Source organism: Pigmentiphaga litoralis (assembly GCF_014651835.1).
Classification (GTDB): Bacteria; Pseudomonadota; Gammaproteobacteria; order Burkholderiales; family Burkholderiaceae_B; genus Pigmentiphaga; species Pigmentiphaga litoralis.
In genome coordinates this window covers 395,112-420,093 of the sequence record NZ_BMXQ01000001.1, presented here as the reverse complement: position 1 = coordinate 420,093, position 24,982 = coordinate 395,112, and the positions used below count along the sequence as shown (strand labels likewise).

23 protein-coding genes are annotated in these 24,982 nt (G+C 64.9%); 11 read left to right on the top strand and 12 right to left on the bottom strand.

What is annotated here, in order from left to right; translation table 11 throughout:
* Positions 1–262 precede the first annotated feature (262 nt).
* From IE116_RS01730 to IE116_RS01715, 4 genes are all read left to right on the top strand, one after another.
* Positions 263–1,459, top strand: coding sequence for a CaiB/BaiF CoA transferase family protein (locus IE116_RS01730; protein WP_189609232.1), 1,197 nt, complete (start codon positions 263–265; stop codon positions 1,457–1,459).
* Positions 1,456–2,406: a hydroxymethylglutaryl-CoA lyase gene (locus IE116_RS01725; protein ID WP_189609231.1), complete on the top strand. Its 951-nt coding sequence runs from the start codon at positions 1,456–1,458 to the stop codon at positions 2,404–2,406. Before IE116_RS01730 ends, IE116_RS01725 begins: the two co-directional genes overlap by 4 nt.
* Positions 2,407–2,520: 114 nt before the next feature.
* Positions 2,521–3,492 carry a Bug family tripartite tricarboxylate transporter substrate binding protein gene (locus IE116_RS01720; RefSeq protein WP_229827952.1) on the top strand — a complete coding sequence of 324 codons (972 nt, stop codon included), beginning with the start codon at positions 2,521–2,523 and terminating at the stop codon, positions 3,490–3,492.
* Positions 3,493–3,582: 90 nt separating this feature from the next.
* The gene (locus IE116_RS01715; RefSeq protein ID WP_189609229.1) at positions 3,583–4,791 is read left to right on the top strand and encodes a DUF2863 family protein; all 1,209 of its coding nucleotides are present in this window, start codon (positions 3,583–3,585) and stop codon (positions 4,789–4,791) included.
* Positions 4,792–4,871: 80 nt separating this feature from the next.
* Here the strand turns inward: IE116_RS01715 and IE116_RS01710 are convergent, their stop codons facing one another.
* Positions 4,872–5,879: a bile acid:sodium symporter family protein gene (locus IE116_RS01710; protein WP_189609228.1), complete on the bottom strand. Its 1,008-nt coding sequence runs from the start codon at positions 5,877–5,879 to the stop codon at positions 4,872–4,874.
* A 199-nt stretch (positions 5,880–6,078) separates the two neighbouring features.
* Between IE116_RS01710 and IE116_RS01705 the strand changes: the two genes are divergently transcribed.
* A complete protein-coding gene (locus IE116_RS01705; protein WP_189609226.1) occupies positions 6,079–6,804 on the top strand; it encodes a glutathione binding-like protein in 726 nt (241 codons plus the stop codon).
* 69 nt (positions 6,805–6,873) lie between these two features.
* Here the strand turns inward: IE116_RS01705 and IE116_RS01700 are convergent, their stop codons facing one another.
* The 3 genes from IE116_RS01700 to IE116_RS01690 are packed head-to-tail and all read right to left on the bottom strand — an operon-like array spanning position 6,874 to position 8,915.
* Positions 6,874–7,770, bottom strand: coding sequence for an alpha/beta hydrolase (locus IE116_RS01700; protein ID WP_189609224.1), 897 nt, complete (start codon positions 7,768–7,770; stop codon positions 6,874–6,876).
* A gap of 39 nt (positions 7,771–7,809) precedes the next feature.
* Positions 7,810–8,490: an LrgB family protein gene (locus IE116_RS01695; protein ID WP_229827951.1), complete on the bottom strand. Its 681-nt coding sequence runs from the start codon at positions 8,488–8,490 to the stop codon at positions 7,810–7,812.
* Entirely contained in the window at positions 8,487–8,915 is a 429-nt protein-coding gene (locus tag IE116_RS01690) for a CidA/LrgA family protein (RefSeq protein WP_189609221.1), read from the bottom strand. Before IE116_RS01690 ends, IE116_RS01695 begins: the two co-directional genes overlap by 4 nt.
* Before the next feature lie 102 nt (positions 8,916–9,017).
* Here IE116_RS01690 and IE116_RS01685 point away from each other — a divergent pair, with 102 nt between their 5' ends.
* The 3 genes from IE116_RS01685 (at position 9,018) to efp (ending at position 11,925) form a co-directional block, all read left to right on the top strand.
* Positions 9,018–9,956, top strand: coding sequence for a LysR family transcriptional regulator (locus tag IE116_RS01685; protein ID WP_189609220.1), 939 nt, complete (start codon positions 9,018–9,020; stop codon positions 9,954–9,956).
* 25 nt (positions 9,957–9,981) lie between these two features.
* The gene (gene earP / locus IE116_RS01680) at positions 9,982–11,070 is read left to right on the top strand and encodes an elongation factor P maturation arginine rhamnosyltransferase EarP (RefSeq protein WP_189609219.1); all 1,089 of its coding nucleotides are present in this window, start codon (positions 9,982–9,984) and stop codon (positions 11,068–11,070) included.
* Positions 11,071–11,367: 297 nt separating this feature from the next.
* Positions 11,368–11,925, top strand: coding sequence for an elongation factor P (efp, locus tag IE116_RS01675; RefSeq protein ID WP_189609218.1), 558 nt, complete (start codon positions 11,368–11,370; stop codon positions 11,923–11,925).
* Positions 11,926–12,031: 106 nt separating this feature from the next.
* Here efp and IE116_RS01670 read toward each other — a convergent pair whose 3' ends face one another.
* The 6 genes from IE116_RS01670 to IE116_RS01645 all read right to left on the bottom strand — a co-directional run bounded on the left by IE116_RS01670 (position 12,032) and on the right by IE116_RS01645 (position 18,656).
* Positions 12,032–13,696 carry a putative bifunctional diguanylate cyclase/phosphodiesterase gene (locus tag IE116_RS01670; RefSeq protein WP_189609217.1) on the bottom strand — a complete coding sequence of 555 codons (1,665 nt, stop codon included), beginning with the start codon at positions 13,694–13,696 and terminating at the stop codon, positions 12,032–12,034.
* A 209-nt stretch (positions 13,697–13,905) separates the two neighbouring features.
* Entirely contained in the window at positions 13,906–14,358 is a 453-nt protein-coding gene (locus IE116_RS01665; protein WP_189609216.1) for a MaoC family dehydratase, read from the bottom strand.
* Between the two features lie 7 nt (positions 14,359–14,365).
* Positions 14,366–14,842, bottom strand: coding sequence for a DUF1178 family protein (locus tag IE116_RS01660; protein WP_189609214.1), 477 nt, complete (start codon positions 14,840–14,842; stop codon positions 14,366–14,368).
* 116 nt (positions 14,843–14,958) lie between these two features.
* The gene (locus IE116_RS01655) at positions 14,959–16,821 is read right to left on the bottom strand and encodes a diguanylate cyclase domain-containing protein (RefSeq protein WP_189609212.1); all 1,863 of its coding nucleotides are present in this window, start codon (positions 16,819–16,821) and stop codon (positions 14,959–14,961) included.
* 213 nt (positions 16,822–17,034) lie between these two features.
* The gene (locus IE116_RS01650; RefSeq protein WP_189609209.1) at positions 17,035–17,334 is read right to left on the bottom strand and encodes a hypothetical protein; all 300 of its coding nucleotides are present in this window, start codon (positions 17,332–17,334) and stop codon (positions 17,035–17,037) included.
* Between the two features lie 323 nt (positions 17,335–17,657).
* Entirely contained in the window at positions 17,658–18,656 is a 999-nt protein-coding gene (locus IE116_RS01645) for a LysR family transcriptional regulator (protein WP_189609207.1), read from the bottom strand.
* Positions 18,657–18,824: 168 nt separating this feature from the next.
* On the opposite strand from IE116_RS01645, the gene IE116_RS01640 reads away from it, so the two are divergent.
* The 3 genes from IE116_RS01640 to IE116_RS01630 all read left to right on the top strand — a co-directional run bounded on the left by IE116_RS01640 (position 18,825) and on the right by IE116_RS01630 (position 21,822).
* Positions 18,825–20,144, top strand: coding sequence for an arylsulfatase (locus IE116_RS01640; RefSeq protein WP_189609205.1), 1,320 nt, complete (start codon positions 18,825–18,827; stop codon positions 20,142–20,144).
* A 45-nt stretch (positions 20,145–20,189) separates the two neighbouring features.
* The gene (locus tag IE116_RS01635) at positions 20,190–21,182 is read left to right on the top strand and encodes a Bug family tripartite tricarboxylate transporter substrate binding protein (RefSeq protein ID WP_189609203.1); all 993 of its coding nucleotides are present in this window, start codon (positions 20,190–20,192) and stop codon (positions 21,180–21,182) included.
* Positions 21,183–21,447: 265 nt separating this feature from the next.
* The gene (locus tag IE116_RS01630) at positions 21,448–21,822 is read left to right on the top strand and encodes a hypothetical protein (protein WP_189609201.1); all 375 of its coding nucleotides are present in this window, start codon (positions 21,448–21,450) and stop codon (positions 21,820–21,822) included.
* Between the two features lie 585 nt (positions 21,823–22,407).
* Here IE116_RS01630 and IE116_RS01625 read toward each other — a convergent pair.
* Positions 22,408–23,946 (bottom strand): malonate--CoA ligase, encoded by a 1,539-nt coding sequence (locus IE116_RS01625; RefSeq protein ID WP_189609199.1) that lies wholly within the window; start codon positions 23,944–23,946, stop codon positions 22,408–22,410.
* 89 nt (positions 23,947–24,035) lie between these two features.
* A complete protein-coding gene (locus IE116_RS01620; RefSeq protein ID WP_189609197.1) occupies positions 24,036–24,980 on the bottom strand; it encodes an enoyl-CoA hydratase/isomerase family protein in 945 nt (314 codons plus the stop codon).
* Positions 24,981–24,982 lie beyond the last annotated feature (2 nt).

The window sequence follows — 24,982 nt, the reverse complement described above, 5'->3', positions numbered from 1 at the left end:
CCTGCGGTTCAGCCGACAGCCTAGCCGGGATTGGCGCAAACCACTAGTGCGTGCAGGCAAGAGGCTGCAGGCCGGGTAAGTCCCCGTCTTCGCGAATGGAGAAAGCCCGTTTGCCGAATCGGCGCTTCCGCCCGCAACCGGCGCTCAGGCACACTGCAGGCTCTGGAAAGAAGCAGAACAACAAACGACAACGGCACGACGCCTGGCCATCTGGCCGCGTCCACCGGCACGCCTGCCGGCCTGCCTGATAACGGAAGACGCCATGACCCGCCAAATCCTCGATGGCATCAAGATCATCGAACTCGGCCAACTGATTGCCGGACCCTTTGCCGCCAAGACCCTTGCCGATTTCGGCGCGCAGGTCATCAAGATCGAACCACCCGGCCAGGGCGATCCGCTGCGCAAATGGCGTCTGCTGCATGAGGGCACGTCGGTATGGTGGGAAGCGCAATCCCGCAGCAAGCAGTCCGTGTGCATCGACCTGCGCCAGGAAGACGGCCAGGACCTGGTGCGCACGCTGGCCGCCAGCGCCGACATCGTGATCGAGAACTTTCGCCCGGGCACGATGGAAAAATGGGGGATGTCCTGGGAGGCGCTGCATGCCATCAACCCGCGTTTGATCATGCTGCGTGTGTCGGGCTATGGCCAGACCGGCCCGAAACGCGACGAACCCGGCTTTGCCGCAATCGGCGAAGCGATGGCCGGCCTGCGCTACCTGACCGGTGAACCCGGCCGCCCGCCCGTGCGCGCCGGCCTGTCGCTGGGTGACACCATTGCCGGGCTGCACGGTGCGCTGGGGCTGCTGCTGGCCCTGTACGAACGCGATGCGCGCGGCGGTGAAGGCCAGGTGATCGATGCGGCCCTGTACGAAGGCCTGTTCAACCTGAGTGAAAGCCTGCTGCCGGAATATTCGGTGTTCGGCGCGGTGCGACAGCCCGCGGGCGGCGCCCTGCCCGGTATTGCACCGTCCAACGCCTACCGCTGCGGCGATGGCGAATACATTCTGATCGCCGCCAATGGCGACGGCATCTTTACCCGCCTTATGCGCAGGATGGACCGCCCCGACCTGGCCGAGGATCCGGCACTGGCCCGCAACGACGGCCGCGCGCTGCGCTCGGTGGAACTCGACACCGCGATCGAAGCCTGGACCACGCAGCACGACAGCGGCACCATCCTGGAAGCGCTGCGCGAAGCCCAGGTGCCATCCGGCCGCATTTATACCGCCCGCGATATTGCCGAAGATCCGCACTATCGGGCGCGCGACATGATCGCCAAGATTACGGCAGCCAGCGGCATCGAGGTCGAAATGCCCGGCATCGTGCCGCGGCTGTCGGCCCACCCGGGCGCCATTCGCCACCGCGCCCCCACGCTGGGGGAGCACACCGACCCGATCCTGCGCGAGGCAGGCCTGACGAACGAACAGATCGCGCTGCTGCGCACCAAGGGAGTGATCGCATGAGCAACGGACCCAGCCGCATCGAAATGAACGAAGTGGCGCCGCGCGACGGCCTGCAGATCGAAAAACGGCAGGTGCCGACCGACGAAAAGATTGCCTTCATCGACGCCCTGTCGGCCTGCGGCTTCAAGCGCATCGAAGTCACCAGCTTTACGTCGGCCAAGGCCATTCCGGCGCTGGCCGATGCCGAAGCCGTCATGCAGCGCATTACCCGCCGTCCTGGCACCATCTACACCTGCCTGGTGCCGAACCTGCGCGGGCTGGAGCGGGCCTTGTCCAGCCATGCCGACGAACTGAACCTGGTGATGTCGGTCAGCGAAACGCACAACCGCGCCAACCTGCGCATGACGCGCGAGCAGTCGACTGCGCAATTGCTGGCCATGCTGGCCGAAGCCGCCAAGGCGGGCGTGGGGTGCACCGTGTCCTTGTCGTGCACCTTTGGCTGCCCCTTCGAAGGTGACGTCGACCCCGCCGAGGTGCTGCGGCTGGCGCAGACCTTTGCCGACGCGGGCGCCAGCGGCATCACGCTGTGCGACACGACCGGCATGGCATTCCCGACCCAGGTAGCGGCGATCTGCGACCAGGTGTCGCGCGCACTGCCGAATGTGGCGATCACGGCCCATCTGCACAACACCCGCGGCATGGCGCTGGCCAATGCATTGGCCGCCTGGCAGGTCGGCGTCATGCGCTTTGACGCTGCAGCTGGTGGTCTCGGGGGCTGTCCGTATGCGCCGGGCGCCAGCGGCAACGTGAACACCGAAGAACTGGTTCACATGTTCGAAACCATGGGCGTCGACACGGGCGTCACACTCACGCCCCTGCTCGACGTGGTGGCCGGCCTGCCGCTACTGGTCGAACGTCCCCTGTCCAACCAGCTGCTGTCGGCCGGACCGCGCCTGCGGACCCACCCGGCGCCGGCCTGGCTGGCCGAGCACTTTGGCGCTGCCTGACCTTCCGAACCCAAGCCGCTGAGCCCTGGCCCCCTCTTCTACCCGGCGCGGCTTCCCAGGTCTACCTGCCCTGGCCGCGCCATGCATGACCCACAACAATATCGGAGACTCTCCATGCTACGTACCCTGACCCCGCTCGCTCTTGCTGTTTCTTTCGCCCTGGCCCCCGCCGCCCAGGCTGCCGACGCCAGCTTTCCGCAACGCCCGATCACCCTGATCGCGTCGGCTGCTGCTGGCGGCACGACCGACCTGGCGGCGCGCCTGATCGCCGAACCGCTGTCCAAGGCCCTGGGCCAATCCGTGGTCGTTGAAAACCGCCCGGGCGCGTCCGGGGGCATTGCCGCGCAGGCCGTTGCGCGTGCCAAGCCGGACGGCTACACCATGCTGCTGCAGTATTCCGGCTACCAGGTAATCACGCCGGCCGTCGTCAAGAATTTGAACTGGGACCCGGTCAAGGACTTTGCGCCGGTCGCCAACGTGCTGTCAGCCCCGCAGGTGATCGTGGTCAACGCCAACCTGCCGATCAAGACCCTGAAAGACCTGGTGAGCTACGCCAAGGCCAATCCGAACAAGCTGAATTACGCATCGTCGGGCAACGGGTCGCTGCAGCAGGTGGCCACCGAGCTGCTCAAGATGCAGGCGGGCATAGACATCACCCACGTTCCGTACAAGGGCACCGGTCCGGCGCTGACCGACCTGCTGAGCGGCGCGGTCGACCTGACCATCACCACCCCTCCCCCACTGATGGGTCATATCCAGTCCGGCAAGCTGCGCGCCTTGGCAGTCACGGACACCAAACGCATCGACAGCCTGAAGGACGTGCCGTCGGCCCCTGAAGCCGGCTTTCCCGATCTTGAAGTGTCGTCCTGGTTCGCGATGTACGCGCCGACGGGCACCCCGCAACCCGTGATCGACAAGGTGGCCGGTGAGATCGGCAAGATCATGGCAACGGACGCGTTCCGCAAGAAGGCCGCCGAGCTGGGCGCCGAAGCCCGTTTCATGGGCCCGAAAGAGCTGGGCGCCTATACGCAGAGCGAGCTGACCCGCTGGGCAGCCGTGGTCAAAGCCGCCAACATCCAGGAATAGCCCGGTCATTCGGACGAGGCGCCGGGGGCGGGACGCGCGAGGGAGATACACTAGCGGGTTGTTATCCCCCGCAAGCGATTCAGATCCTCCATGGCCCGACCCCGCAACAAGACCAACGCCCGCTACACCCGTGACGCCGAACGGCTCGTCGCACTGTCGTTAGCCCTCAATGGCTCCGGCAGCCGTGTGGAAGACCGTTACTGGGAACGCGAGATCGAGACCCTGCTGGCCAAGCTGCTGCATGCCGGGCAAGATGGCGCGGTCGAAGCGGCCCTCGACGCGCTGCTGGAAACCGATGCGGGCGGCTACGAAATCCTGGTCGAACAGGCCGAAACGCTGTCCGAATCCACCTTCATGGAAAAGGACGGCGAGTCCTATGACGTGCTGCTGGTGGTTGCCCCGGTGGTTGCCTGGACACGATTCACCATCCCGTCCGGCCGCATCCGCCAGGAATCGCTGGACGCGCTGAGCGCGCACCTGCACGGCCACATCCTGGCCACCGACGTCCGCCTGGCGCTGGCGTCCGAACTCTACAGCGTCGACCAGATGCCCCGGTCATTCAGCACCACGCTGCAATGGCTGATGCGTTTGGGCGCGCGCGCGCTCGACTTGCCGGTGCCGCGATCGACCCTGGCAGCGTCCGAGGTGCCAAACCTGCTGGCCGACACCCGTTACGTGGTGGGCGCGGTTGCCGTGCCCCGTGGCAAGCCGGTGTTCCGCTGGCAGGAAGGTATCGGCAGTCCTGGCGCAGCGGCTGGCGCAACCAACGTGGGCCGCGACGAATGCCTGGACGCATGGGTCGCGCAGGCTACGCCAATCTTTGCCGACCGGCTGCCGGGTTGCGGCTTCGAATGCCTGTTGCCCGACGCGTATTACGTCAACAACCGCGAAGCCGACCGCCGGGTGCGTCCTTTGTCGATGCAGGCCGCCGTCAGCTGGATCGAAACGGCCCTGAACATGCCGCCCGCGCAGCTGCGCGCGGTCATTGCCGGCTGCGGCGAGACCGATATCGAGGAATACCGGGTCGGCTTTACCGCCCGCAACCGCAATGACGTGATCTACGGGGCAACCTGGCCGGTGTTTGGTCGGGACGATGACACGGAAGAGTCGCCGACCATCGAGCAGATTGCCAGCATCCTGAAGGAACTGGGCGTGGATGACATCCGCCGCCTGCCGGGCCTGATGCCGCTGGAATTCTGTGAAGACTGCGGCGCGCCCTACTTCCCCAATCCGCTGGGCGAAATGGTGCATGCCGAGCCGCCGGAAGAAGCGGATACGTCGCCTACGCATTTCCACTGATCGTCCGGCGCTCGAACAGACGTCCATAAAAAAGTCCGCACCGGCCAAGGCCGTGCGGACTTTTTTGTTGCGGCGACCGCTCAGGCGGCCGGCTTGACCTTGGGGGCTTCGACTTCCACCGGCGGTTCGATCCGCGACGCGTACCGGCGCGCCAGCACCGCGCACACCATCAGCTGCATCTGGTGGAACAGCATCATGGGCAGCACGATGGCGCCCACCGCGCCGCTCGAGAACAGCACCTTGGCCATCGGGATGCCCGACGCCAGGCTCTTCTTGGATCCGCAGAAGACGATGGTGATTTCGTCTTCTTTCGAGAAGCCCAGCGCCCGGCTGATGAAGGTCGTGAACAGCAAGGCAATGAACAGGATGACGGCGCAGACAGCCAGCAGGCCGGCCAGCACGGTGCCTGACACCTGGTTCCACAGACCGCCCACCACGGCTTCACTGAAGGCGGTGTAGACCACCAGGAGGATCGAGCCCTGGTCCACATACTTGAGCATGGCGCGGTGCTTGGTCACCCAGCCACCGATCCAGCGGCGTGCGATCTGGCCCAGCACGAACGGCAGCAGCAGTTGCAGCAGGATCTTGCCAATGGCGTCGAACGACAGGGCGTGCGTGCCGCTGGTCGTCAGGATCACGCTGACCAGCAGGGGCGTGAGGAAAATGCCGAGGAGGCTGGAAGCCGACGCGCTGCAGATCGCGGCCGGAATATTGCCCCGCGCGATCGACGTGAGCGCAATGGCCGACTGCACCGTGGCCGGCAAGGCGCACAGGAACAGGATGCCCGTGTACAGCTCGGGCGTGATCATGGGCGAGAGCAGCGGCTTGAGCGCCACGCCCAGCACCGGGAACATGGCAAACGTGCACAGGAAAATCAGGATGTGCAGGCGCCAGTGCGTGATACCGGCCACGATGGCTTCGCGCGACAGCTTGGCGCCATGCAGGAAGAACAGCAGGCCGATGGCGATGTCGGTCACCCACTCGAACACGACCGCGGTCTGGCCGGAACAGGGAAGGAAACTGGCGATGAGCACGGTCGCCAGCAGGCTGAGCGTGAAGTTGTCGGGAAGAAAGCGGGGACGGGTCATGGAGAAGGTTCGGGAACGGACGAGCACACGGCGAAGAGCCCGGTATTATCCCCCGATCCCGTCCATACCGGAAACGTGGTTACCAAGAAAGCCCGGTGAACCCGGGGGTTATTGCTGCCAAACCGCAAACGATTCCCTGATAATCGGCCTTTGACATCCTGCGCTGTCTCTCCGCGCACGCCTCTTTACGGAGTAGTGAATGACGACACCCCGCGCCCAACCGGCCCAGCAGCAACCCATCGAGGTCCATTCCTGGCCGACGCCCAACGGCCACAAAGTGCACATCATGCTCGAGGAGTGCAAGCTGCCGTACACGGTCACGGCGGTGAACATCGGTGCGGGGGATCAGTTCAAGGAAGAGTTCCTGGCGATCAGCCCGAATAACAAGATTCCGGCCATCGTCGATCCCGAGGGCCCGGACGGCAAGCCGATCTCCTTGTTCGAGTCGGGCGCCATCCTGCTCTATCTGGCGGGCAAGACCGGCAAGTTCCTGGGCAAGACCGACCGTGAACGCTACAACACGCTGCAGTGGCTGATGTTCCAGATGGGCGGCCTGGGTCCGATGCTGGGCCAGGCGCACCACTTCCGGATGTATTCGCCCGAGAAGATCGACTATGCGATCAACCGCTACACCAACGAATCGCGCCGCCTGTACGGCGTCATGGACAAGCAGCTGTCGCAGCACGCCTTCCTGGCCGGCCGCAACTATACGATCGCCGACATGGCCTGCTGGCCCTGGACACGTTCGCATGCCAACCAGGGTGTGGATCTGAACGATTTCCCGAACGTGAAGCGCTGGTATGACGAGATCCAGAGCCGCCCGGCCGCGCAACGCGGCGTGGCCGTGCTGGCCGAACAGCGCAAGCCGCAGGACGCGACCTCGTTCGAAAACATGTTCGGCAGCAAGCAGTACGAAAAGCGCTGAAGCGCGTCGGCGGCCAGGTCCGGTGATCGGCCGCAAGCTGCGCGCCGCCGGCCGGGCCGCTGTCTGACCCTACTTGCCGGCGATGGCAGCCGGCGCCGTATAGGCCTTGGCGGCATCCCGCACGAAAGACTGCACGGCCTGCACATAGGCCAGCCCGCTGCGGCTGGCGTTCGAGTGCGATGCCCCGTCCACCTTGAGCAGCCGCCGCAGCTCCGGCGGCGCCGATGTGGCGGCGGCCAGCAACTGGTCGCTCATGGTGTGCGGAATCACCGAGTCGTTGGTGCCATGAATGATCAGCACGGGCGACCTTACCTGTGACATCTTCTTCTTTGAATTGAAGTCCTGGGTCACCAGGATGGGCAAGCCTGGTATCCAGCCGTACTTGGTCGTCTGCACCATCTCGCCGATGCTGGTAAAGCTCGATTCGACGATCAGGCCTGCAAACGGGGCGGCAGGCGTGGCCTGCGACGCCAGTTCGACTGCCACGGCGCCTCCCAGGCTGTGGCCATACACGAACCGTTTTGCCGGATCCGGCTGGCGGCGCGCCAGTTCGAGCAAGGCGGCGGTCGCGTCTTCGTAGGCGGTGGATTCGGACGGCAGGATTTCGGTGGACTTGCCAAAGCCCCGGTAGTCGATCGCCAGAATCGAAAAGCCCATGTCGGCCCAGCGTTCGATGCGGAACGCGCTGCCGTTCAGGTTCCACCGCGAGCCGTGCAGATACAGCACGGCGGGGGCCTTGGGGTCGGGGCTTTGCCAGTACCAGGCGTGGACCTTGTCACCGCTGGCCAGGGCCAGGTCGAACTGGTCGGTGCCTTCCAGGGGTTCGCGATACCAGCTGCCGTCGGTGCGGGCGGGCGCAAAAATCTTTTCGCGCTGCCACGTGTCCCAACTGGAGCAACCAGTCACGGCCGCAACAAGGCTGCCAAGCGCGGCTACGCTGCGCCAGAGAGGAAAGGATCGAGTCATGGACCGTCAGACCTGCGAACGCGGCCGGGGGTTCCAGGCCTAGACGAACAAACGGGACAGAATCGGCAGCAAGGCCACCATGAGCAGTCCGCTGAAGATCATGAGCAGGCTGGCCATCACGCCGGTCTGCTCGGAATGCTCACGCGCCTTGACCGTGCCGAGCGCATGGGCGGTGGCGCCGTAGCTGGCGCCCCGCGACAACGAGGACTTGCGCGGCAGCAGCGCCAGAATCAATTCGCCGGTAATGATGCCGGCCAGGCCGGTGAACACGACGAACATGGCCGTCATGTCGGCGCGCCCGCCCATCTGCGTCGCCATCTCGAGGGCGAACGGCGTGGACACCGACCGCAGCAGCAGGCTGTGCGCAACGTCGGGCGGCAGTTCGAACACCTGGCCCAGGCCCCATGAGGTGGACACTGCCACCGTCACGCCAATGACCGTGCCGGCGGCCAGCGCCATCCAGTGATCGCGGATCAAGGTGCGATGCTGATAGATCGGCACCGCGAACGCCACCGTGGCGGGGCCCAGGAACCACAGCAGCCAATGGGTATCGGTCAGGTAGGTGTCGAACGGAATGCCGATGACTACCAGCGCCAGGACGATCAGCGCCGGCGTCAGGATGACCGGGCTGAACAGCAGGCGTGGATAGCGGCGGTACAACTGCTTGTTGGCAAAGTACAGGGCAACCGTCAACAGCACGCAGAAGGCTGCGAGCATCATGCGGGCTGCTCCTGCGGTGCGACCGGCAGGCCCCGGCCCGGACCACCGCGGCGCACGATGGCTTCGACGGCAAAGGCGGTCAGGAACATGACGCATGCATTGCCGATCACGATCAGGGCCATCAGCTTGACGCCGCTTTGCAGCAGCAGGTCCTGGTAGCGCACGATCGCCACCACCGCCGGGATGAAGAACAGGATCATTTCGGTCAGCAGCAACTGGGCGCCCATCTTGACCCGGTCGACGCGCAGCATGCCAGAGAACAACAGCGCCAGCACCACACCCAGGCCCAGCACGCCGCCCGACAGCGGCAGGTGCAACAGGTGAACCGCCACGTCGCACGCCCACCAGATGCCGATGAGCAGCGCGACCTGGACAATCATGTGCGCAAGCCGGGTGAAGATGGAGCCGTTGGTCGTGCCGTTCATTATTCTTCCGCTAGGGTTTTCCCTCAATACCGTCATTCTAGAGACTGGCCTTGCATTATCAAAATGAATAATATGAATGGAAAACATTCCATGGCGGCATGAATGGACCTGCGTGAACTGCGGTATTTCCTGGAAGTGGTGAACCGTCAAAGCTACACGGCGGCGGCGGAAGCACTGTTCGTCACCCAGCCCAATGTGAGCAAGATGATCAAGCAGATGGAAGTCAGCCTGGGCGCACCGCTGCTGGTCAAGGAAGGCCGGCGCCTCTCGCTGACCGATGCCGGCCGGGTCGTCTACCAGCGCGGCCAGGAACTGCTGGCGATGCACGCGCAGATGCTGGCCGAGGTCGCCGACCTGGATCAGCTGACACACGGCGAACTGGTCATGGGCATTCCGCCCCTGTCCAACGGCCTGCTGGCTCCGCTGATCGCCACCTTTCATCGCAAATATCCCGGCATCGAACTCAAGCTGTTCGAAAAAGGGTCGCGCACGGTCGAAGACGAGCTGCGCGCTGGCACGCTGGAAGTTGGCGCCATGTTGCTCCCGGTGGACGACGAATTCGACACCTTGCCGATCTGCCGCTATCCGCTGCAGCTGATCGCTCCGGCCGACTCGCCCTGGGCCGGCAGGACGTCCGTGCGGCTAGCCGACCTGGCCCAGGAACCGTTTATCTTCTACGGCGAAGGCTTCGTGCTGAACGAGGTCGTCCACGCAGCGTGCGTGCGGGCGGGCTTCACGCCCAGGATCGCCGGGCGCAGCAGCCAGTGGGACTTTGTCGCGTCCATGGTCGAAGCCGGCGTGGGCATCGCACTGCTCCCCGAGCTGTTTGGCATGCAGCTGAATCGGTCGCGCTTCGTGGTGCTGCCCATCGACGCGCCGCAAATCTGGTGGAATATGGTCCTGGCCTGGCGCAAGAACAAATACCTGTCGTTCGCGGCGCGGGCCTGGCTCGAACTGGCACGGGATGCGCTGGAAGGGCCAGGGCTGGACATCACGTCGGCGGCAACGCGCTATCCTGGCGGCCGGCAATCCATCGGATAGTCCGACAAAGGACGGGGGAATCAAGTTGCGCGTGGATGTGTTCTGTCGGGTCGTCGACAATTTCGGCGATATTGGCGTCTGCTGGCGGCTGGCCCGGCAATTGACCGCCGAAGGCTGGCCCGTGCGGCTCTGGGTGGATGACCTGGCGTCGTTTGCCCGGCTCGAACGCCGCCTGTCGGCCCGTCTGCCAGCGCAATCCATCGACAATGTGGAAATCCTGCAATGGACCCTGCCCGCGCCCGACGTGCTGCCGCACGAGATCGTGATCGAGGCCTTTGCCTGTGATCCCCCGCCCGCCTTCGTCCACCGGATGCAGGACATGGTGCAGCGGCCGATCTGGCTGAACCTGGAATACCTGTCGGCGGAGTCCTGGATCGACACCTGTCACGGCCTGCCCTCGCCGCAGCCCAACGGCATCGTCAAGACCTTCTTTTTTCCAGGCTTTACCGAAACGAGTGGCGGCTTGCTCCGCGAGGCCGGCCTGCTGGCCGAGCGCGACGCCCTGCAAGCCGATCCCCACGCGCAGGCGAATTTCCTGGCACGCCTTGACCTCCCGGCGCGCCTGCCCGGCGAAAGGCTGGTCACCCTGTTCTGCTATCCCGACGCGCCCGCGTCCGTCCTGGCCCGGGAACTGGCCAACGCCGCCACCCCCACCCTGCTCGTGATTCCCGAGGGCGTGGCCCCGTACCTGGGCGCCGGACAGCGCGGTTCCTTGCGCATTGCCCGCACGCCTTTCGTCGCGCCGCCAGACTACGACCGCCTGCTCTGGTGCGCCGACCTGAATTTCGTGCGGGGAGAAGATTCCTTCATCCGGGCGCACTGGGCGGGCCGGCCCATGGTCTGGCATATCTACCCGCAGGATGACGCTGCGCACGTCGACAAGCTGTCCGCCTGGCTGGGGCGCTGCGCCCTGCCCTCGCACGCCCACGATATCCACCTGGGGTGGAATGGCGAGACGACGCTGGAAGGCTTTGCCGAGCAGCTGCGCTACGCCCTGCAGCCCGAACCGTGGGCCGCCTGGACCCGCCGCGCCCGTGCCTGGAGCGACGCCCTGGCGGCCCAGTCGGATCTGGTGGCGCGCCTGCGACGCCTGTGCGAGTCCCGCCGCCAGTGACGCTGGCGGGGAGTCGGTACTCCCGGCTATACTTGATGGCTTTTCGTGAATTGCAAGCCGCTCCTTGACTGACTACCTTGCGTAGGCTGGCTTGAAACTATTTCGTCAGGCCCAAGCTAGGTTGGGTCAGACCACACTTTCGACTTGGTCGACGGCTCCCCCCGCAGTCACTCTGCCCGGCCCTTACGCACCGCGACCCTGTCGCGATGCACCCAGCGCGCTCGTCGTTGCTGGCCGAGGCCGGAGAGCCCCGGGGCAGATCGTCAGAACCAGTCTCTCGCTAAGGTTGATTCAAGTATGAAAACCGCTCAGGAACTGCGCGTCGGCAACGTGATCATGGTCGGCCAGGAACCCCTGGTCGTGCAAAAGGCCGAATACAGCCGTTCGGGCCGTAACGGTTCGGTCGTCAAGTTCAAGCTCAAGAACCTCTTGTCCGCTTCGGCGTCCGAGACCGTCTTCAAGGCCGACGAAAAGTTCGACGTCCTCGTGCTCGAGCGCAAGGAATGCACGTACTCGTATTTCGGCGATCCCATGTATGTCTTCATGGACACCGAGTACAACCAGTACGAAATCGAAGCCGACAGCATGGGTGACGCCCTGAACTACCTTGAAGAAGGCATGCCTGCCGAAGTGGTGTTCTACGAAGGCCGCGCCATCACGGTCGACCTGCCGAACATGCTCGTTCGCGAAATCATCTACACCGAACCGGCTGTCCGTGGCGACACGTCGGGCAAGGTCATGAAGCCTGCCAAGCTGGCTACCGGCTTTGAATTGCCCGTGCCGCTTTTCTGCGCCATTGGCGACAAGATCGAAATCGACACTCGCACTGCCGAATACCGCAGCCGCGTGAAGTGATCGTCGGCGGGAGTCATCCCGCCACGAAAAAGGCCAGTGCGATCCGTTCGCACTGGCCTTTTTTTCGGGTGCGCGCAGTACGCGCCCGGGCCGCGCCGGCGCCCGCTCAGCCCATTTCGCGCTGCAGGTAGGTGCGCAAGGCGTCGGGCGGAATGGGCCGCGAAAACAGATAGCCCTGGCCCTTGTCACAGCCCCCCTGCGCCAGCCGCTCGGCCTGCCATTCGGATTCGATGCCTTCGGCCAGCACCTCGCGATCCGCCGCATGGCAGAGCTCGATGATGGCGTTGAGCACCTGCCACATCCGCTCGTCGCCGTCCTTGGGCAGCAGGCTCTGGTCGATCTTGATCTTGTCGACTTCGAGCCGCGTCAGGTAGCTGAGCGACGAATAGCCGGTGCCAAAATCATCGATGGCCGTGCGTACGCCAATATTGCGCAGGTTGCGGATCGCCTCGATCGCCAGCGTGAGCTCGCTCATGGCAGCCGTCTCGGTAATTTCCAGTTCCAGCCGGGACGGCTTCAGCTTGGACGCATGCAGGGCTGCATCGATCGCGTCCAGCAGACCCGGATCGCGAAACTGCACCGTGGACACATTCACGCTCATGCGCATAGATTCGGGCATGTGTTCCGCCGCGAACCGCGTGGTCTCGGCAATCACCCAGGCGCCGATCGGCACGATCAGGCCATTCTGTTCGGCCATCCGGATGAACAGGTCCGGCGGCACGGGCGGACGGCCTGGCGGATGCCAGCGCAGCAGCGCTTCGACCCCCGACGGGCGGCGCGACGGAAGCAGCACCTTGGGCTGGTACAGCAGCGAAAACTCGTTGCGTTCAAGCGCACCCATCAGCGCGGTCTCGATCACCAGCAGGTCTTGCGCGCGGCGCGCCATGTCGGGGTTATAGACGCCCACCCAGCTTTCGCCTCCCGACGCGCGCCGGGCCTGCCGCAGCGCCAGGTCGGCGGCGTGCATCAGGCCTTCCGCCTCGCGGATCTCGCCGGCAGCCCAGGCCACGCCCGCCATGGCGCGTGGCAGGATGCGGCGATCGCCCAGCACCACTTCCTTGCCAGTGATCGCCCAAAGCAGTTCTTCGGCCTGGCTCATGGCGTGGCGCGCCGAGTGGATGCCCGTCAGCGCCACGGCGAACCGCGCGCCCCCGATCCGGGCGATCCGGGTCGACTCGCCCGCAGCGGCCCGCAGGCGTCCGGCAATCTCGTGCAGCACCAGGTCGCCGAACGCATGGCCAAGCGCTTCGTTGATGGTGGCAAAGTCCGCCAGGTTGATGACGACCAGCGCAAGTTCGGCGTCTTCGCCGCGCGAGATCAGGCCATCCAGGTAGGAAAAGAAGAAGCGGTCGGTGGACAGGCCCGTCAGTTCATCGCGTGCGGCCTGCTCCTGCAGCAACTGCATGGCATTGGCCAGCTGGGACATATTCGTCACGACGACAACGAAGCCCCGGAAGTCGTCGGCGTCGACCCGGCTGATGTTGGCCAGCACCGAAAACTCGATTCCGTTGGGCCGCTTGGCCCGAAGCGGGTGGGTGCGGCCGCTGATCGCAGGTGCAAGCGCGACGCCATGCCCCCGCGCGCCGGCGGCGACCGGATGCAAGGCCCCTGGCAGCAGGTCGTTCAGGCATAGCGCAACCAGGGTGTCCCGGTCGCGATCGAACAGGGCGCAGGCGACCCGATTGACGGCACAGATGCGCCCGGAATCGTTGACCGCGAGCAGGCCCTCTCCGATAGCGTCCAGAAAGGTGACTGCGATGTTTTCCAGCATCGTATCTGGGCGTCCGTGGGTGACGGCACATCCCTGCGGGGACGAAGGACTGGAACGGGTCAAGATATCGGCTTCTGGGCAGGAACGATGGGCGGCAGGACACTGGCCGCTCCCGACGCCGCCAGGGGCGCCGCCGGGTGCACTACCCTAACGGCATTCGTCGCCCGGACTTGAGGGCCCCGGCCTGATTCTGAGAGTTTTCGTGAGAATTAAGCCGCGGCGCGCGCTGCGAGCATGCACCACGACTCCATCGTCATGGCCAGTTCGCCGCGCTGGTTCACCGCCGTCACCTTGGTCAGGATCGACCCCTGCCCCGGCTTGCTGCGCGAGGGCCGGGTTTCGAGGATTTCGACCTGCACCGTCAGCGTGTCCCCCGCGCGCACCGGCTTCTTCCAGCGGATGTCCTCGACGCCCGGGGAACCGATGCTGGCGCTTTCCAGCAGATATGCATCGCACATCAGGCGCATGATCACCGCGCAGGTGTGCCATCCGCTGGCGATCAGGCCACCAAAAGGCGACGACGCCGCGGCCTTCTCATCGACGTGGAAAGACTGCGGATCGTAGCGGGTGGCAAATTCAATGATGGCGGCGCTGTCCAGGGTCACCTGGCCGAGCGGCAGGATCTGGCCGACGGAAAAGTCTTCAAAGTAGAAACGGGGCATAGGTCGCTTATTGGAGGCGGTCGTCGTCAAACAGCGCCGGAATGGGCGCCACGGCAATTCCCTCGTCGGTCAGGGACTGGCGTTCGTCGGCGGTCGCGACGCCGCGGATCGGACGTTCCGGCGCATCGCCATGATGGATGCGGCGGGCTTCGTCGGCAAACTGGGTGCCGACGTTTTCGGTGTTGCGGATCGCCTGGCGCAGATGCTGCAGGAACTGCGCCTGCATGGCAGCCGACGGTGGCGGGCCGCCTGCCGGCGCTGACGACGACGCGTCAGCGGGCGCCGGCATGGGCGGCCGGCCTTCCCGCAGTCCCGACACGTTCAGGCGCGGCGCCGACAGCTTCTTTTCGATGACGCCGTTGCCGCACATGGGGCAGGTGATCAGGCCGCGCGAGTGCTGGGAGTCGAAATCTGCGTGCGAGCCGAACCAGCCCTCGAACACGTGGCCTTGCGCGCACTGCAAATCGAAAACCTTGAGAGACATGAGGTGTTGCGGGGAAGGGTTGCAGCCAAAGCGCCATGGTAACGCAAGGCCGACGCAGGGGCTTGCAGCACCGGCACGCGGCACTGCCGGCGCGTCGGTGCCCACCCGCCGTTCAATCAGGGCGCGGCCGTTTCTGGAAGTGCCTGCCCCTGAAACTGACAGCTGCGGTTGCGGCCGGCGTGTTTGGCGGAGTACAGGGCGGCGTCCGCACGCTTGACCAGATCGGCCGCGGACTGCCCGTCGGCCGGCGCCAGGCTGTATACGCCGATGCTGACGGTCATGACACCTCTGGTGCCTTTGACGTGGGGAATTTGCGCGTCATGCACGGCGCAGCGGATCTTTTCGGCAAGGATCAGCGCGCCATCGGCAGACGTGCGGGGCAGCAGCACGGCAAATTCTTCGCCGCCGTACCGCGCGGCCATGTCGCCGGGCCGCCGGATGCAGTCCTGGATGATCCCTGCGATTGCCTTCAGGTAGATGTCGCCCTGCTGATGGCCGTAGTAGTCGTTCAGCGCCTTGAAGTGGTCGGCGTCGATCAACAGCAATGCCAGCTCGGTGCCATCGCGGATCGATCGCCGCCACTCGCGGTCCAGCGTTTCGTCAAACCGCCGGCGGTTGGCAAGGTTCGTCAGTGCGTCCGTGGCAGCCATCGCCTGCAATTGCGCATTGGCCGCTTCCAGGGCCTGTTCCGCCTTCTTGCGGCCGGAGACATCGCGCACGTTCGAGATGTAGCTCGCACCGTCGATGTCCCCGGACAGGCGGCGCACGCGCGCTTCGAGCCAGATCCATTGGCCGTCGCGATGGCGCGCCGGGAAGGTCAGCGTGGCGGGCGCGCTGGCGTCCGTGCGCTGGTCATCCAGCACCATCAGGTGATCCTTGTGCACGAAATCACTGATGCGCTTGCCCTCGATGTCGGCAGGCGTCCATCCCAGCACGTCCACAATGGCCGGCGAAATGTAGCTGACCCGCCCATCGGCCCCGCTCATCACGATGGTGTCCACCGAATTTTCGGCCAGCAAACGATAGCGCCGCTCGTTGCGGCTGGCTGCCCGTTCGGCCGCCACCCGCCGCTGCAGTTCGCTGCGCAGCAGCCACACCAGCACCACCGTTGCGATCAATGACGCCGCCATGATCAGGCCGATGATCAGCGCCTTGACATACCAGGCTGCGTAGATGTCCGCATGCGCCAGCCCGACCACAACCACCAGCGGCAAGGCGCCGACCGCATGATAGGCGTACAGGCGCGACACGCCCGTCAGCCGCCCCGGACCGTCGAAATGGCCGGTGGGCTTGCCCGGAAACTGTTCGAACAGCGACACGTTCTGCAGCCGCTGCCCTAGCGCGCTGCCCGCTTCGGGAAAGCGGGCCATGATGGTGCCGTCGGCCCGAAGCAGCTTGAGCGATCCGGCATTGCCCAGCTCGAGCTGCTCGAACAGGCGTTCCAGGTGCGCCACCCGCATCGACCCGACCACCATGCCGCCAAAGCTGCCGTCGGCCAGGATGATGCGGCGCGCGACCGGAATCACCCACAGTCCGGTCAGTTCGGTCTTGACCGGCGGCGCGATGTACAGGGACTGGGACGGCGCATTGCGCAGCGCCTGAAAGTAGTCGCGCTGCGCCAGATTCATGGCGGGGCGGCGCGGCATCGATGAGTTGTGGATGACGTCTCCCTTGGCGTCGACCACCAGCACGGCGCCCAGGCCCCGGGTGTGATCGATGCGGTCGAACAGCACCAGATGGCGCAGTTCTTCGCTCAGGCCCTGGATGTCCGGACGCCGCAGGTTGTCGATGACGGCCTGCAGCGAGATGTCGATCCGTTCGACGTCCCGCTCGATGTTGGTCGCCACCATCAACGAAAGATTGGCCGAAGCGGCCCGCGCGGCCTGGCCGGCATCCTGCCGCGTGCCGTACAACGTCGACGCAGAAATCGCCGCGAAACAGACGGCCAATAAGGTGCCCCACAATGCTAACCAGCGCATGGATTGACGGTGCTGCTGCTTGGAACGCAAAGGGGCAACGTCCTTATGGAGTGCGAAACTTCAGGGTGGGTCGGATGGCGGACGGACCTGGGTCAAACTGCGCGCGCGTGGCGCGGCAGACAGGCATGGGCCGATTCGGATGCGGTGATGTGGGCGCGGGTCGGAGCGGAACAACACGGTGCTGGCGGCCGGTCTGGACCGGCCCGGCACGAGTCAGACAGTTTCGAGGGACGCAGGTGCTTCGATCGTTTCGGATACGCCGCGGATCGGCCGCAGGAATCGGTCGAGCAGGCCACAGATGTGCGGAGGATCGTCGAACGACGACGTGACCCAGCTCGGCGCCAGGCGCCCGCTGCGGTCCACCATCTTGAGCGGCCGGCTGGCGCGCTCGAAGGCCCACCGTCCGTTCTCGGCGCCCAGAGGCTCCACGACGGTGACAAATGTTCCGATATTGCATTCCGAGCCAGGATGGCTGGAGACGATGACGGCCAGATCGCCAGGCTTGCAGTTCACCGATACACCTTTCGCTGAAACGGTCTAGTTGGGGGATTTGGTAACGAGATAATTTTATCTCATCCCGATGGATTAGGCTCCAACCAACATCAACAAGTGCGTTTCAAGGAGAAAGACCTTGTATCTACGCCACGAAAGGATGAGTTCGAATGGTTGATCGTTGCTTGGTGACAACGAACTGCCGGCTACGACTGGTCACATACCTTTCATAGTTGGCAGTTGCCCGACGGCGGCCGCGCATTGTGCTCACCGGCTGTGGGATCCCGGGCAGTCTGGTCTTGCACTGTTTGATCTTGCACTGTTTGATCTTGCACGGTCTGGCCTCACACGGTCTGGTCGCGCAGCTTGTCGCGTAACGCGTGCATCAACGGTGTCCAGACGGCCCGGGGCCGGCTGATCAGCACCCATTCACGAGGCGTATCCAGCGCGGTGAACGGCAGCCTTTTCAGACGGCCTGCCATCCGACGCAGAAAAAGGTCCGGGACAAAACACAGCAGGTCGGTCTGCGCAACGATGGTCAGCGCGGCTTCGGTGTTGTGTTCGATCTCCAGCACCACCGTAGGTGCTGCCAGTCCCTGCGCGGCGTACTGTCGATCGACATGCGTGCGTGCGGCGCTGGCCCGGCTGGGCAAAGTCCAGCCGTAGGGCATCAGGTCGTTGAAGCCCAGCCCGTCAGGTCGACGGCGGTGCGCAGCGAACAAGGGATGGGTCGGGCGGGCAGCCACGACCAGACGGTCTCCCCCCACCACGGCGGGTTCATCTGCAACGGCTTGCACGGACGGTGTCGGGCTGGCAACGCCGTGCCCGGAGCGTGTGGATCCTGCGCCGGCTTGCCCGGCACGTAGGGATCCTGCGCCGGCCTGCCCGGGGTAGGCCGGCACCACGGCCAGATCCAGCATCCCTTGGTGCAAAGCACGCTCCAGATCGTCCGACTTGCCGATCTCCAGCTGGATGCGCAAGCCCGGACGGTGCCGCAGCAGATCTGCCACCGCTCGCGGCGCGGTTCCTTCCGATGTCGCCTGCGTCAGGCCCAGGCGCAACAAGCCGCTGTGCTGGGCGCGGATGTCACGCGCCGCTCGCAGCGCAGCCTCGTGCTGCGCAATCAAGGGACGAACCTGGTCGCGAAAGAGATGACCGCTGGCGGTCAGGACCACGCCATGCGCGCCGCGCTCGAACAGCGGCATGCCCACCGCCTTTTCAATCCGTTGAAGCGTCTTGGAGACGGCTGGCTGCCCCACCTGCAGGGCAGCGGCGGCGCGTCCGACGTGGCCATGATCGACCACGGCCTCGAAACACAGCAGGTCAGCGTACGCAAACGCCATCGATAAGCTCCAGTGACGGGATCACAGCGCGATCGCCAGCGTGTTGTGACGCCCCGTCGAGCCACCATATCGATATTCCTGCCCGGAATCAATTTTTGCGCCATCAGGAATCCCCCAGCCCAGGGGCATCGTTTACTTTGTCTGGACACGCATCTTCCGGAGCCGACCATGTCACCCAATATCGTTCTGATCCTTGCCGACAATCTGGGATGGGGGGAACTGGGCTGCTATGGCGGCGGCGCCTTGCGGGGTGCGCCCACGCCGCGCATCGACGCTCTGGCCAGGCAGGGCCTGCTGCTGCAGAACTTCAACGTGGAAAGCGACTGCGTGCCGACCCGGTCGGCGCTCATGACGGGCCGCCATCCGATCCGGACGGGATGCCTGCAGTCGGTACCCCCCGGCCTGCCGCAGGGGCTGACCCGCTGGGAAGTCACGCTAGCCCAGGTGCTGTCCCAGGCGGGCTACGCCACCGGACATTTCGGCAAGTGGCATCTGGGCGATGTCGAAGGCCGCCTGCCGTCCGACCGGGGTTTCGACGAGTGGTACGGCATCCCCCGCACCACCGATGAAAGCCAGTTCACATCCACCGTAGGGTTCGATCCTGACGTCGTCGATACCCCGTTCATCATGCAGGGTCGCGCGGGCGAGCCTTCCACCCAGGTTCAGGTGTACGACCTCGACAGCCGGCGCGCGATCGACGAAACCTTGGTCCTTCGCGCGATCGGCTTCATGCAGACCCATCATGCTGCGTCCAGGCCTTTCTTTCTGTACCTGCCGATGGTGCATCTGCACTTCCCCACCCTGCCCCATCGGGACTTTGCCGGGCGGACCGGCGCAGGGGATTTTGCCGATGCCATGGTGGAGATGGATCATCGTGTGGGCCAGATCGTCGACGAAGTCGACCGCCTGGGTATTGCGGATAACACGCTCTTCATTTTTTGCAGCGACAACGGGCCGGAATTTCGTGCGCCCTATCGTGGCACGGCAGGCCCCTGGCGCGGCACGTATCACACGGCCATGGAAGGGTCGCTGCGCGTCCCGTTCATTGCGCGCTGGCCCGGCAGGATTGCGGAAGGGGTCGTCAGCAACGAGATCGTGCACGTGACCGACCTGTTCAAGACGCTGGCCGCGATTGCCGGCGCCACGATCCCGGCCGACCGCCCCATCGATGGCGTCGACCAGTCGGATTTTTTGCTCGGCAAGCAAGCCAAGTCAGCTCGCGAAGGGTTCCTGTTCCATATCAAGGGCGATCTGCGGGCGGCCAAGTGGCGTGACTGGAAGCTGCACTTCTATTGGGAACCGGAAGTCAACGAAGGCAAAGGCAAGCTCGAATCGCCTTACCTGTTCAACCTGACGCGCGACCCCAAGGAAGAGACCGACGTGCTCGTGTTCAACACTTGGGTGATGGGGCCGGTGCTGCGGATGATCCAAGGCTTCAACCAGAGCAGCAAAGCCCATCCGAACACGCCGCCGGGTACGGCCGACTGAACACGACGGATCCCGCAACCTTCAACCATTGTCCGGAACGCAACCATGAACGCTACGACGCCTGTCATTCGCGCCGCACTTGCCTGGGTCACGCTGGCGCTGTCGGCGCTGCCGCTTGCAGGCGCGCTGGCCGCATCGCCCGCCGATATCGCGCCCTGGCCGACTGCCAGACCCATCACCTGGATCGTCGGGTTTCCGCCCGGCGGCTCGCTGGACGTCCTGACACGCGTGGCGGCGCGCAAGCTGAGTGAAAAGACAGGGCAGAGTGTGGTGGTGGAAAACCGTCCGGGGGCATCGGGCCTGATCGCCTTGCAGACGGCGGCCCGCGCGGCGCCCGATGCCTACACCTTGATTACCCTTCCCGGGCCCCTGCTGTTCACGCAGCGCGTGCCGGAGCTCGGCCGCGAACTGACTGCGGTGGCATCGCTTGCGCAAGGCCCGATGGTATTGGTCGGCCCGGCATCGAACGCGCCGTCCACCGTGCAGGAACTGATTGCCGACATGCGCAAGGAACCCAAGCTGTGGAGCTACGCCAGTTCAGGCAACGGCACCTCGCAGCATCTGGCCGGCGAGCTGTTCAATTTGGCGGCTGGCACGGCCATGACCCACGTTCCGTACAAAGGCGGCGGGCAGGCCGTGGCCGATGTGGTGGGCGGGCAAATTCCGCTGGCTATGCTGGGCGTCACGCCCGTGGTGCAGCAGATCCGGGCCGGCAAGCTCAAGGCGTATGCCGTGACCACCCGCTATCGCATCGACAGTCTGCCCAAGGTACCGACGATGCAGGAGGCCGGCTTGAAGGGGTACGACGCGTCGCAGTGGTACATCGTGGGGGCGCCCGCTGGCACCCCGGCGGATCGTATCGAGCGGCTCAATCAGTGGATTTCCGAGATTTCGACGTCGCAGGACATGAAACCGGCGCTGGACGCCAGCGGGTCGGTGGCCGGGACCGGCAGCGCACAGGCGGTGCATGATTTCGTCACGCAGGACCTTCAAAGATGGCGTGACCTGGCCGATAAAGCCAGACTCAATTTGAATTGACGCGGCGGGTAGATGCTCAGGAGGCCGCGCACGGAGGTGCTGTCGGAGGTGCTGTCGGAGGTGCTGTCGGAGGTGCTGTCGGAGTGGCTGTGGGAGTTGCTTTCGAAGATCCTTCCGGGGATGCCGACGGGGCAAGATCGGGGGCAACGAACAAGGCGGCAATGACGCGGCACGCTTTGGCGTGAACGAAACCTGCTCGCTTATGGACTAAGCTGGGACTTTCCCCCTTCCCTGCTTTCTGGACCCGCCATGTATTCCGCTCATCATGAATGACCCTTTCAAAGACCCCGTCGAGCTGCGCCATTACCTGGTGATCATGTCCGCCTCGAAAGAGAGCGCATCGACCGTGCAGAAGGCCCTGCGCAATCTGCAGGAAAAAGTCGACAACCGCGCGGCGCCGCTATGGATCGATTCGCGCGGCGTGGGCGTGTTCGTCGCCAGCGACTTTCCGGCCTGCGACATCTACACCTGCATGTTCGATGCAGCCGCCAAGACAGATTTTGAAGATGCCAAGGATGCGTTGATCGTCGAGCTGGGCAAGGATTGGCACGCCAAGAAGGACGGCAAGCCGGCCAACTGGCTGACGACGCATCTGGAAGCGCCGATGCCATCGCAACGGGTCGCGAAGCCCCGCCGCTGAGGGCAAAGATCCAAGTCGGGATCTGGAGTGGTCGAGGGCTGGCTGGGCGGCGATGCTGCCAGCCATGCAGCCTGCAATATGCCGGCGGTGCTGCCGACAAGGATGCCGGCGGTGCCGCCATGCCGCACACACGCCGCCGTGGGTGCCCACAGCGGGTCGATCAAGAAGTGGTGCGCCTGACCGGAGTCGAACCGGTACGCCTTGCGGCGGCGGATTTTCTTACCTGCTACAGCTCGCGCTGCCGGCGCCGCTGAACTGCCGCGATCACCGTTTGGGGTCTGGACTTTGTCTTGACCATCGCCGGTCGCATCCGAAGGTTCTCGGTCACGCCCGGCATTAGGCCCTCGCCGTCAAGTCTCTACACACGCCCGGCCGTTGCAACAACGACCTGCTTGGCTCGGCGTTCCCGTGCCAGGGGTTCTCCGAATTTGACGAGTTCTACTCCCGGCCTTTCGCCCGGGGCACTCCGCATTGCTGGAAGTCCGCTACGTCTACCTGTTTCGTCACAGGCGCACGGCGCGTATTGTCGCACAGCCCGGCGCGGCTTCCTGCACCGGCCTGCAGCCCCTGGGTTACAGCCCCGGGTCACAACCCATACGTATCGCGCAGCACGTTCTTCTGGACCTTGCCCATCGTGTTGCGCGGCAATTCGTTCACGACGTGCAGGCGCTTGGGCACCTTGAAGTTGGCAATGCGCGTCTTCAGGATGGCCAGCATGTCGGCTTCGACCAGGTCGGCGCCCGGCTTGGGCACGACCACGGCCACCACGGCTTCGCCAAAATCCTTGTGCGGCACGCCGATCACGGCGCTTTCCAGCACGCCGGGCATGTCGTCGATCAGCGTTTCGATCTCCTTCGGGTACACGTTAAAGCCGCCCGAAATGATCAGGTCCTTGCTGCGCCCCACGATGGCCACATAGTTGTCGGGCACCACGGTCCCTGCCCCGTCGCCGCCCCAACGGCCGACGTCGCCCGTCTTGAACCAGCCGTCGGCGGTGAACTCCTGGGCCGTCTTTTCGGGCATGCGCCAGTAGCCCTTGAACACGTTCGGGCCCTTCACCTGGATGTTGCCGATCTCGCCCGGGGCGCATTCCTGGTCGGCGTCGTTCACGACACGCACCGACACGCCCGGCAGCGGCATGCCCACCGTGCCGCCGATACGTTCGCCCAGCGACGGATCGTAAGGGTTCGACACCAGCATGGCCGTCTCGCTCATGCCGTAGCGCTCCAGGATCGTATGGCCGCTGCGCTCGCGGAAATCGTTGAATGTCTCCATCAACAAAGGGGCAGAGCCGGACACAAACAGGCGCATGTTCCGGCACACGTCGCGATTGAACGCGGGTTCGTCCAGCAGGCGCACGTAGTAGGTCGGCACACCCATCATGACGGTGCAGCGTGGCAGCTCGCGCAGCGTGCGGGCCACGTCCAGCTTCGGCAACCAGATCATCTTTGCGCCGGCGAGCAGCGCGCCATGGGCGGCCACAAACAAGCCGTGCACATGAAAGATGGGCAGCATGTGCAGCAGCACGTCGTCGCTGCGCCATCCCCAGAACTGGTGCAGCACCTTGGCGTTGGACGCCAGGTTGTCATGCGTCAGCATGGCGCCCTTGCTGCGGCCCGTGGTGCCCGATGTGTACAGGATGGCGGCCAGGTCCTCTTCGGTCACGGCCACGGTCTCGAAGCTGTCGGCGTGCGCCTGCGCCGCATCGAGCAGCGACCCGGTGTGATTATCGTCCAACGTGAACACATGGCCCGTGCCGGCCTTGGCCGCCGCAGCGCCTACCCAAGCGAGGTTCTTGCTGCTGCACACCACCACCGACGGTTCGGCGTCGCCCAGGAAGTAATCGACTTCGCTCGATTGGTAGGCGGTGTTGAGCGGCAGGTAGACGTACCCGGCACGCAGGGTGGCCAGGTAGAGCATCAGCGCTTCAGGAGACTTTTCCACCTGGGCGGCCACGCGCGCGCCCTTGGGCAGCTCGAGCGCGGCAAGCAGGTTGGCCATGCGGCTGGTCATCGCATCGACGTCCTTCCACGTGAAGTTCACCCCGTCATGGGCTTCGATGCAGAGGCTGAGTCGGTCGGCCGGGAAGCCCGACGACAGCAGGGAATAAAGGTTGCCGTTCATGGAGACGTCGCTATGAAAAGAGTCGGTGAAAGGATGATCAGATAATCAAATAATGGGATGGGACGGATCGGGCGCCGGCGGACGCGGGGCTACCGCCCGCTGAACACTGGCTTGCGGCCGGCCAGGAACGCAGTCACGCCTTCGACATGGTCAGCTGAATCCCAATAGGCAAAACAGGCAAGCCGTTCGGCCTCGGTCAAAGGCGCCGGTTCGGGGCTCAACCGTCGCACCGTGTCCTTGTTGATGCGCGCAGCCAGGGGGGCACCCACTGCGATGCGGTCGACGCAGCGCTGGGCCTCGGCCACCAGCGCCTGGTCATCCACGACACGGGTCAGCAGCCCCTTGGCATAGGCCTCATCGGCATCGAGCAAGCGGCCTTCCAGCAGCAGTTCCAACGTGACCGCGCGGCCCACCAGGGCCAGCAGCCCCTGCATTTCGCCAGGCGCCATCGAAAAGCCCAGGCGATTGATCGGCACGCCCAACCGCGATGATCGTGCGGCGATGCGCAGGTCGCAGTGCGCGGCGATTTCAAGTCCGCCGCCGACGCACACGCCCTGGATAGCGGCCACTGTCGGATGCTTGCACTGGGCGACCGCTTGCAAAGCCGGCGCCAGGATGGCGTCGTGATAATGCATCAGGCTTTTCAGGTCGCCGCGCTGATCCGGAAATTCCGAGATATCGGCCCCCGCGGCAAAGTTGCCGTCCGCGCCGCGCAGCAGCACGCATCGCAGGCTGTCGTCGTCTGACAGATCGTCGAGCATGTGCCGCAATGTCAGCCACATCGCAACATTGAGCGCGTTCAGTTTCCCAGGGTGGGACAAGGTAAGGGTGGCGACACCCCCGTTGCGCGTCAGCAGCACCGTGCCGGCGGCAGATGCGTCCGGTTCGTTGTCGGTGGTAATCGCGGCATCCGCGGCATCCGCGACTTCCGCGGCAGGGGTCACAGCCGTCGCCAGCACGTCAGCCTCGGCAGGCACGGCCGCTGCGATGGCTGCAGCTGCCGGCCCGTGTCCACGCAATGGGGCCGTCGTCATGC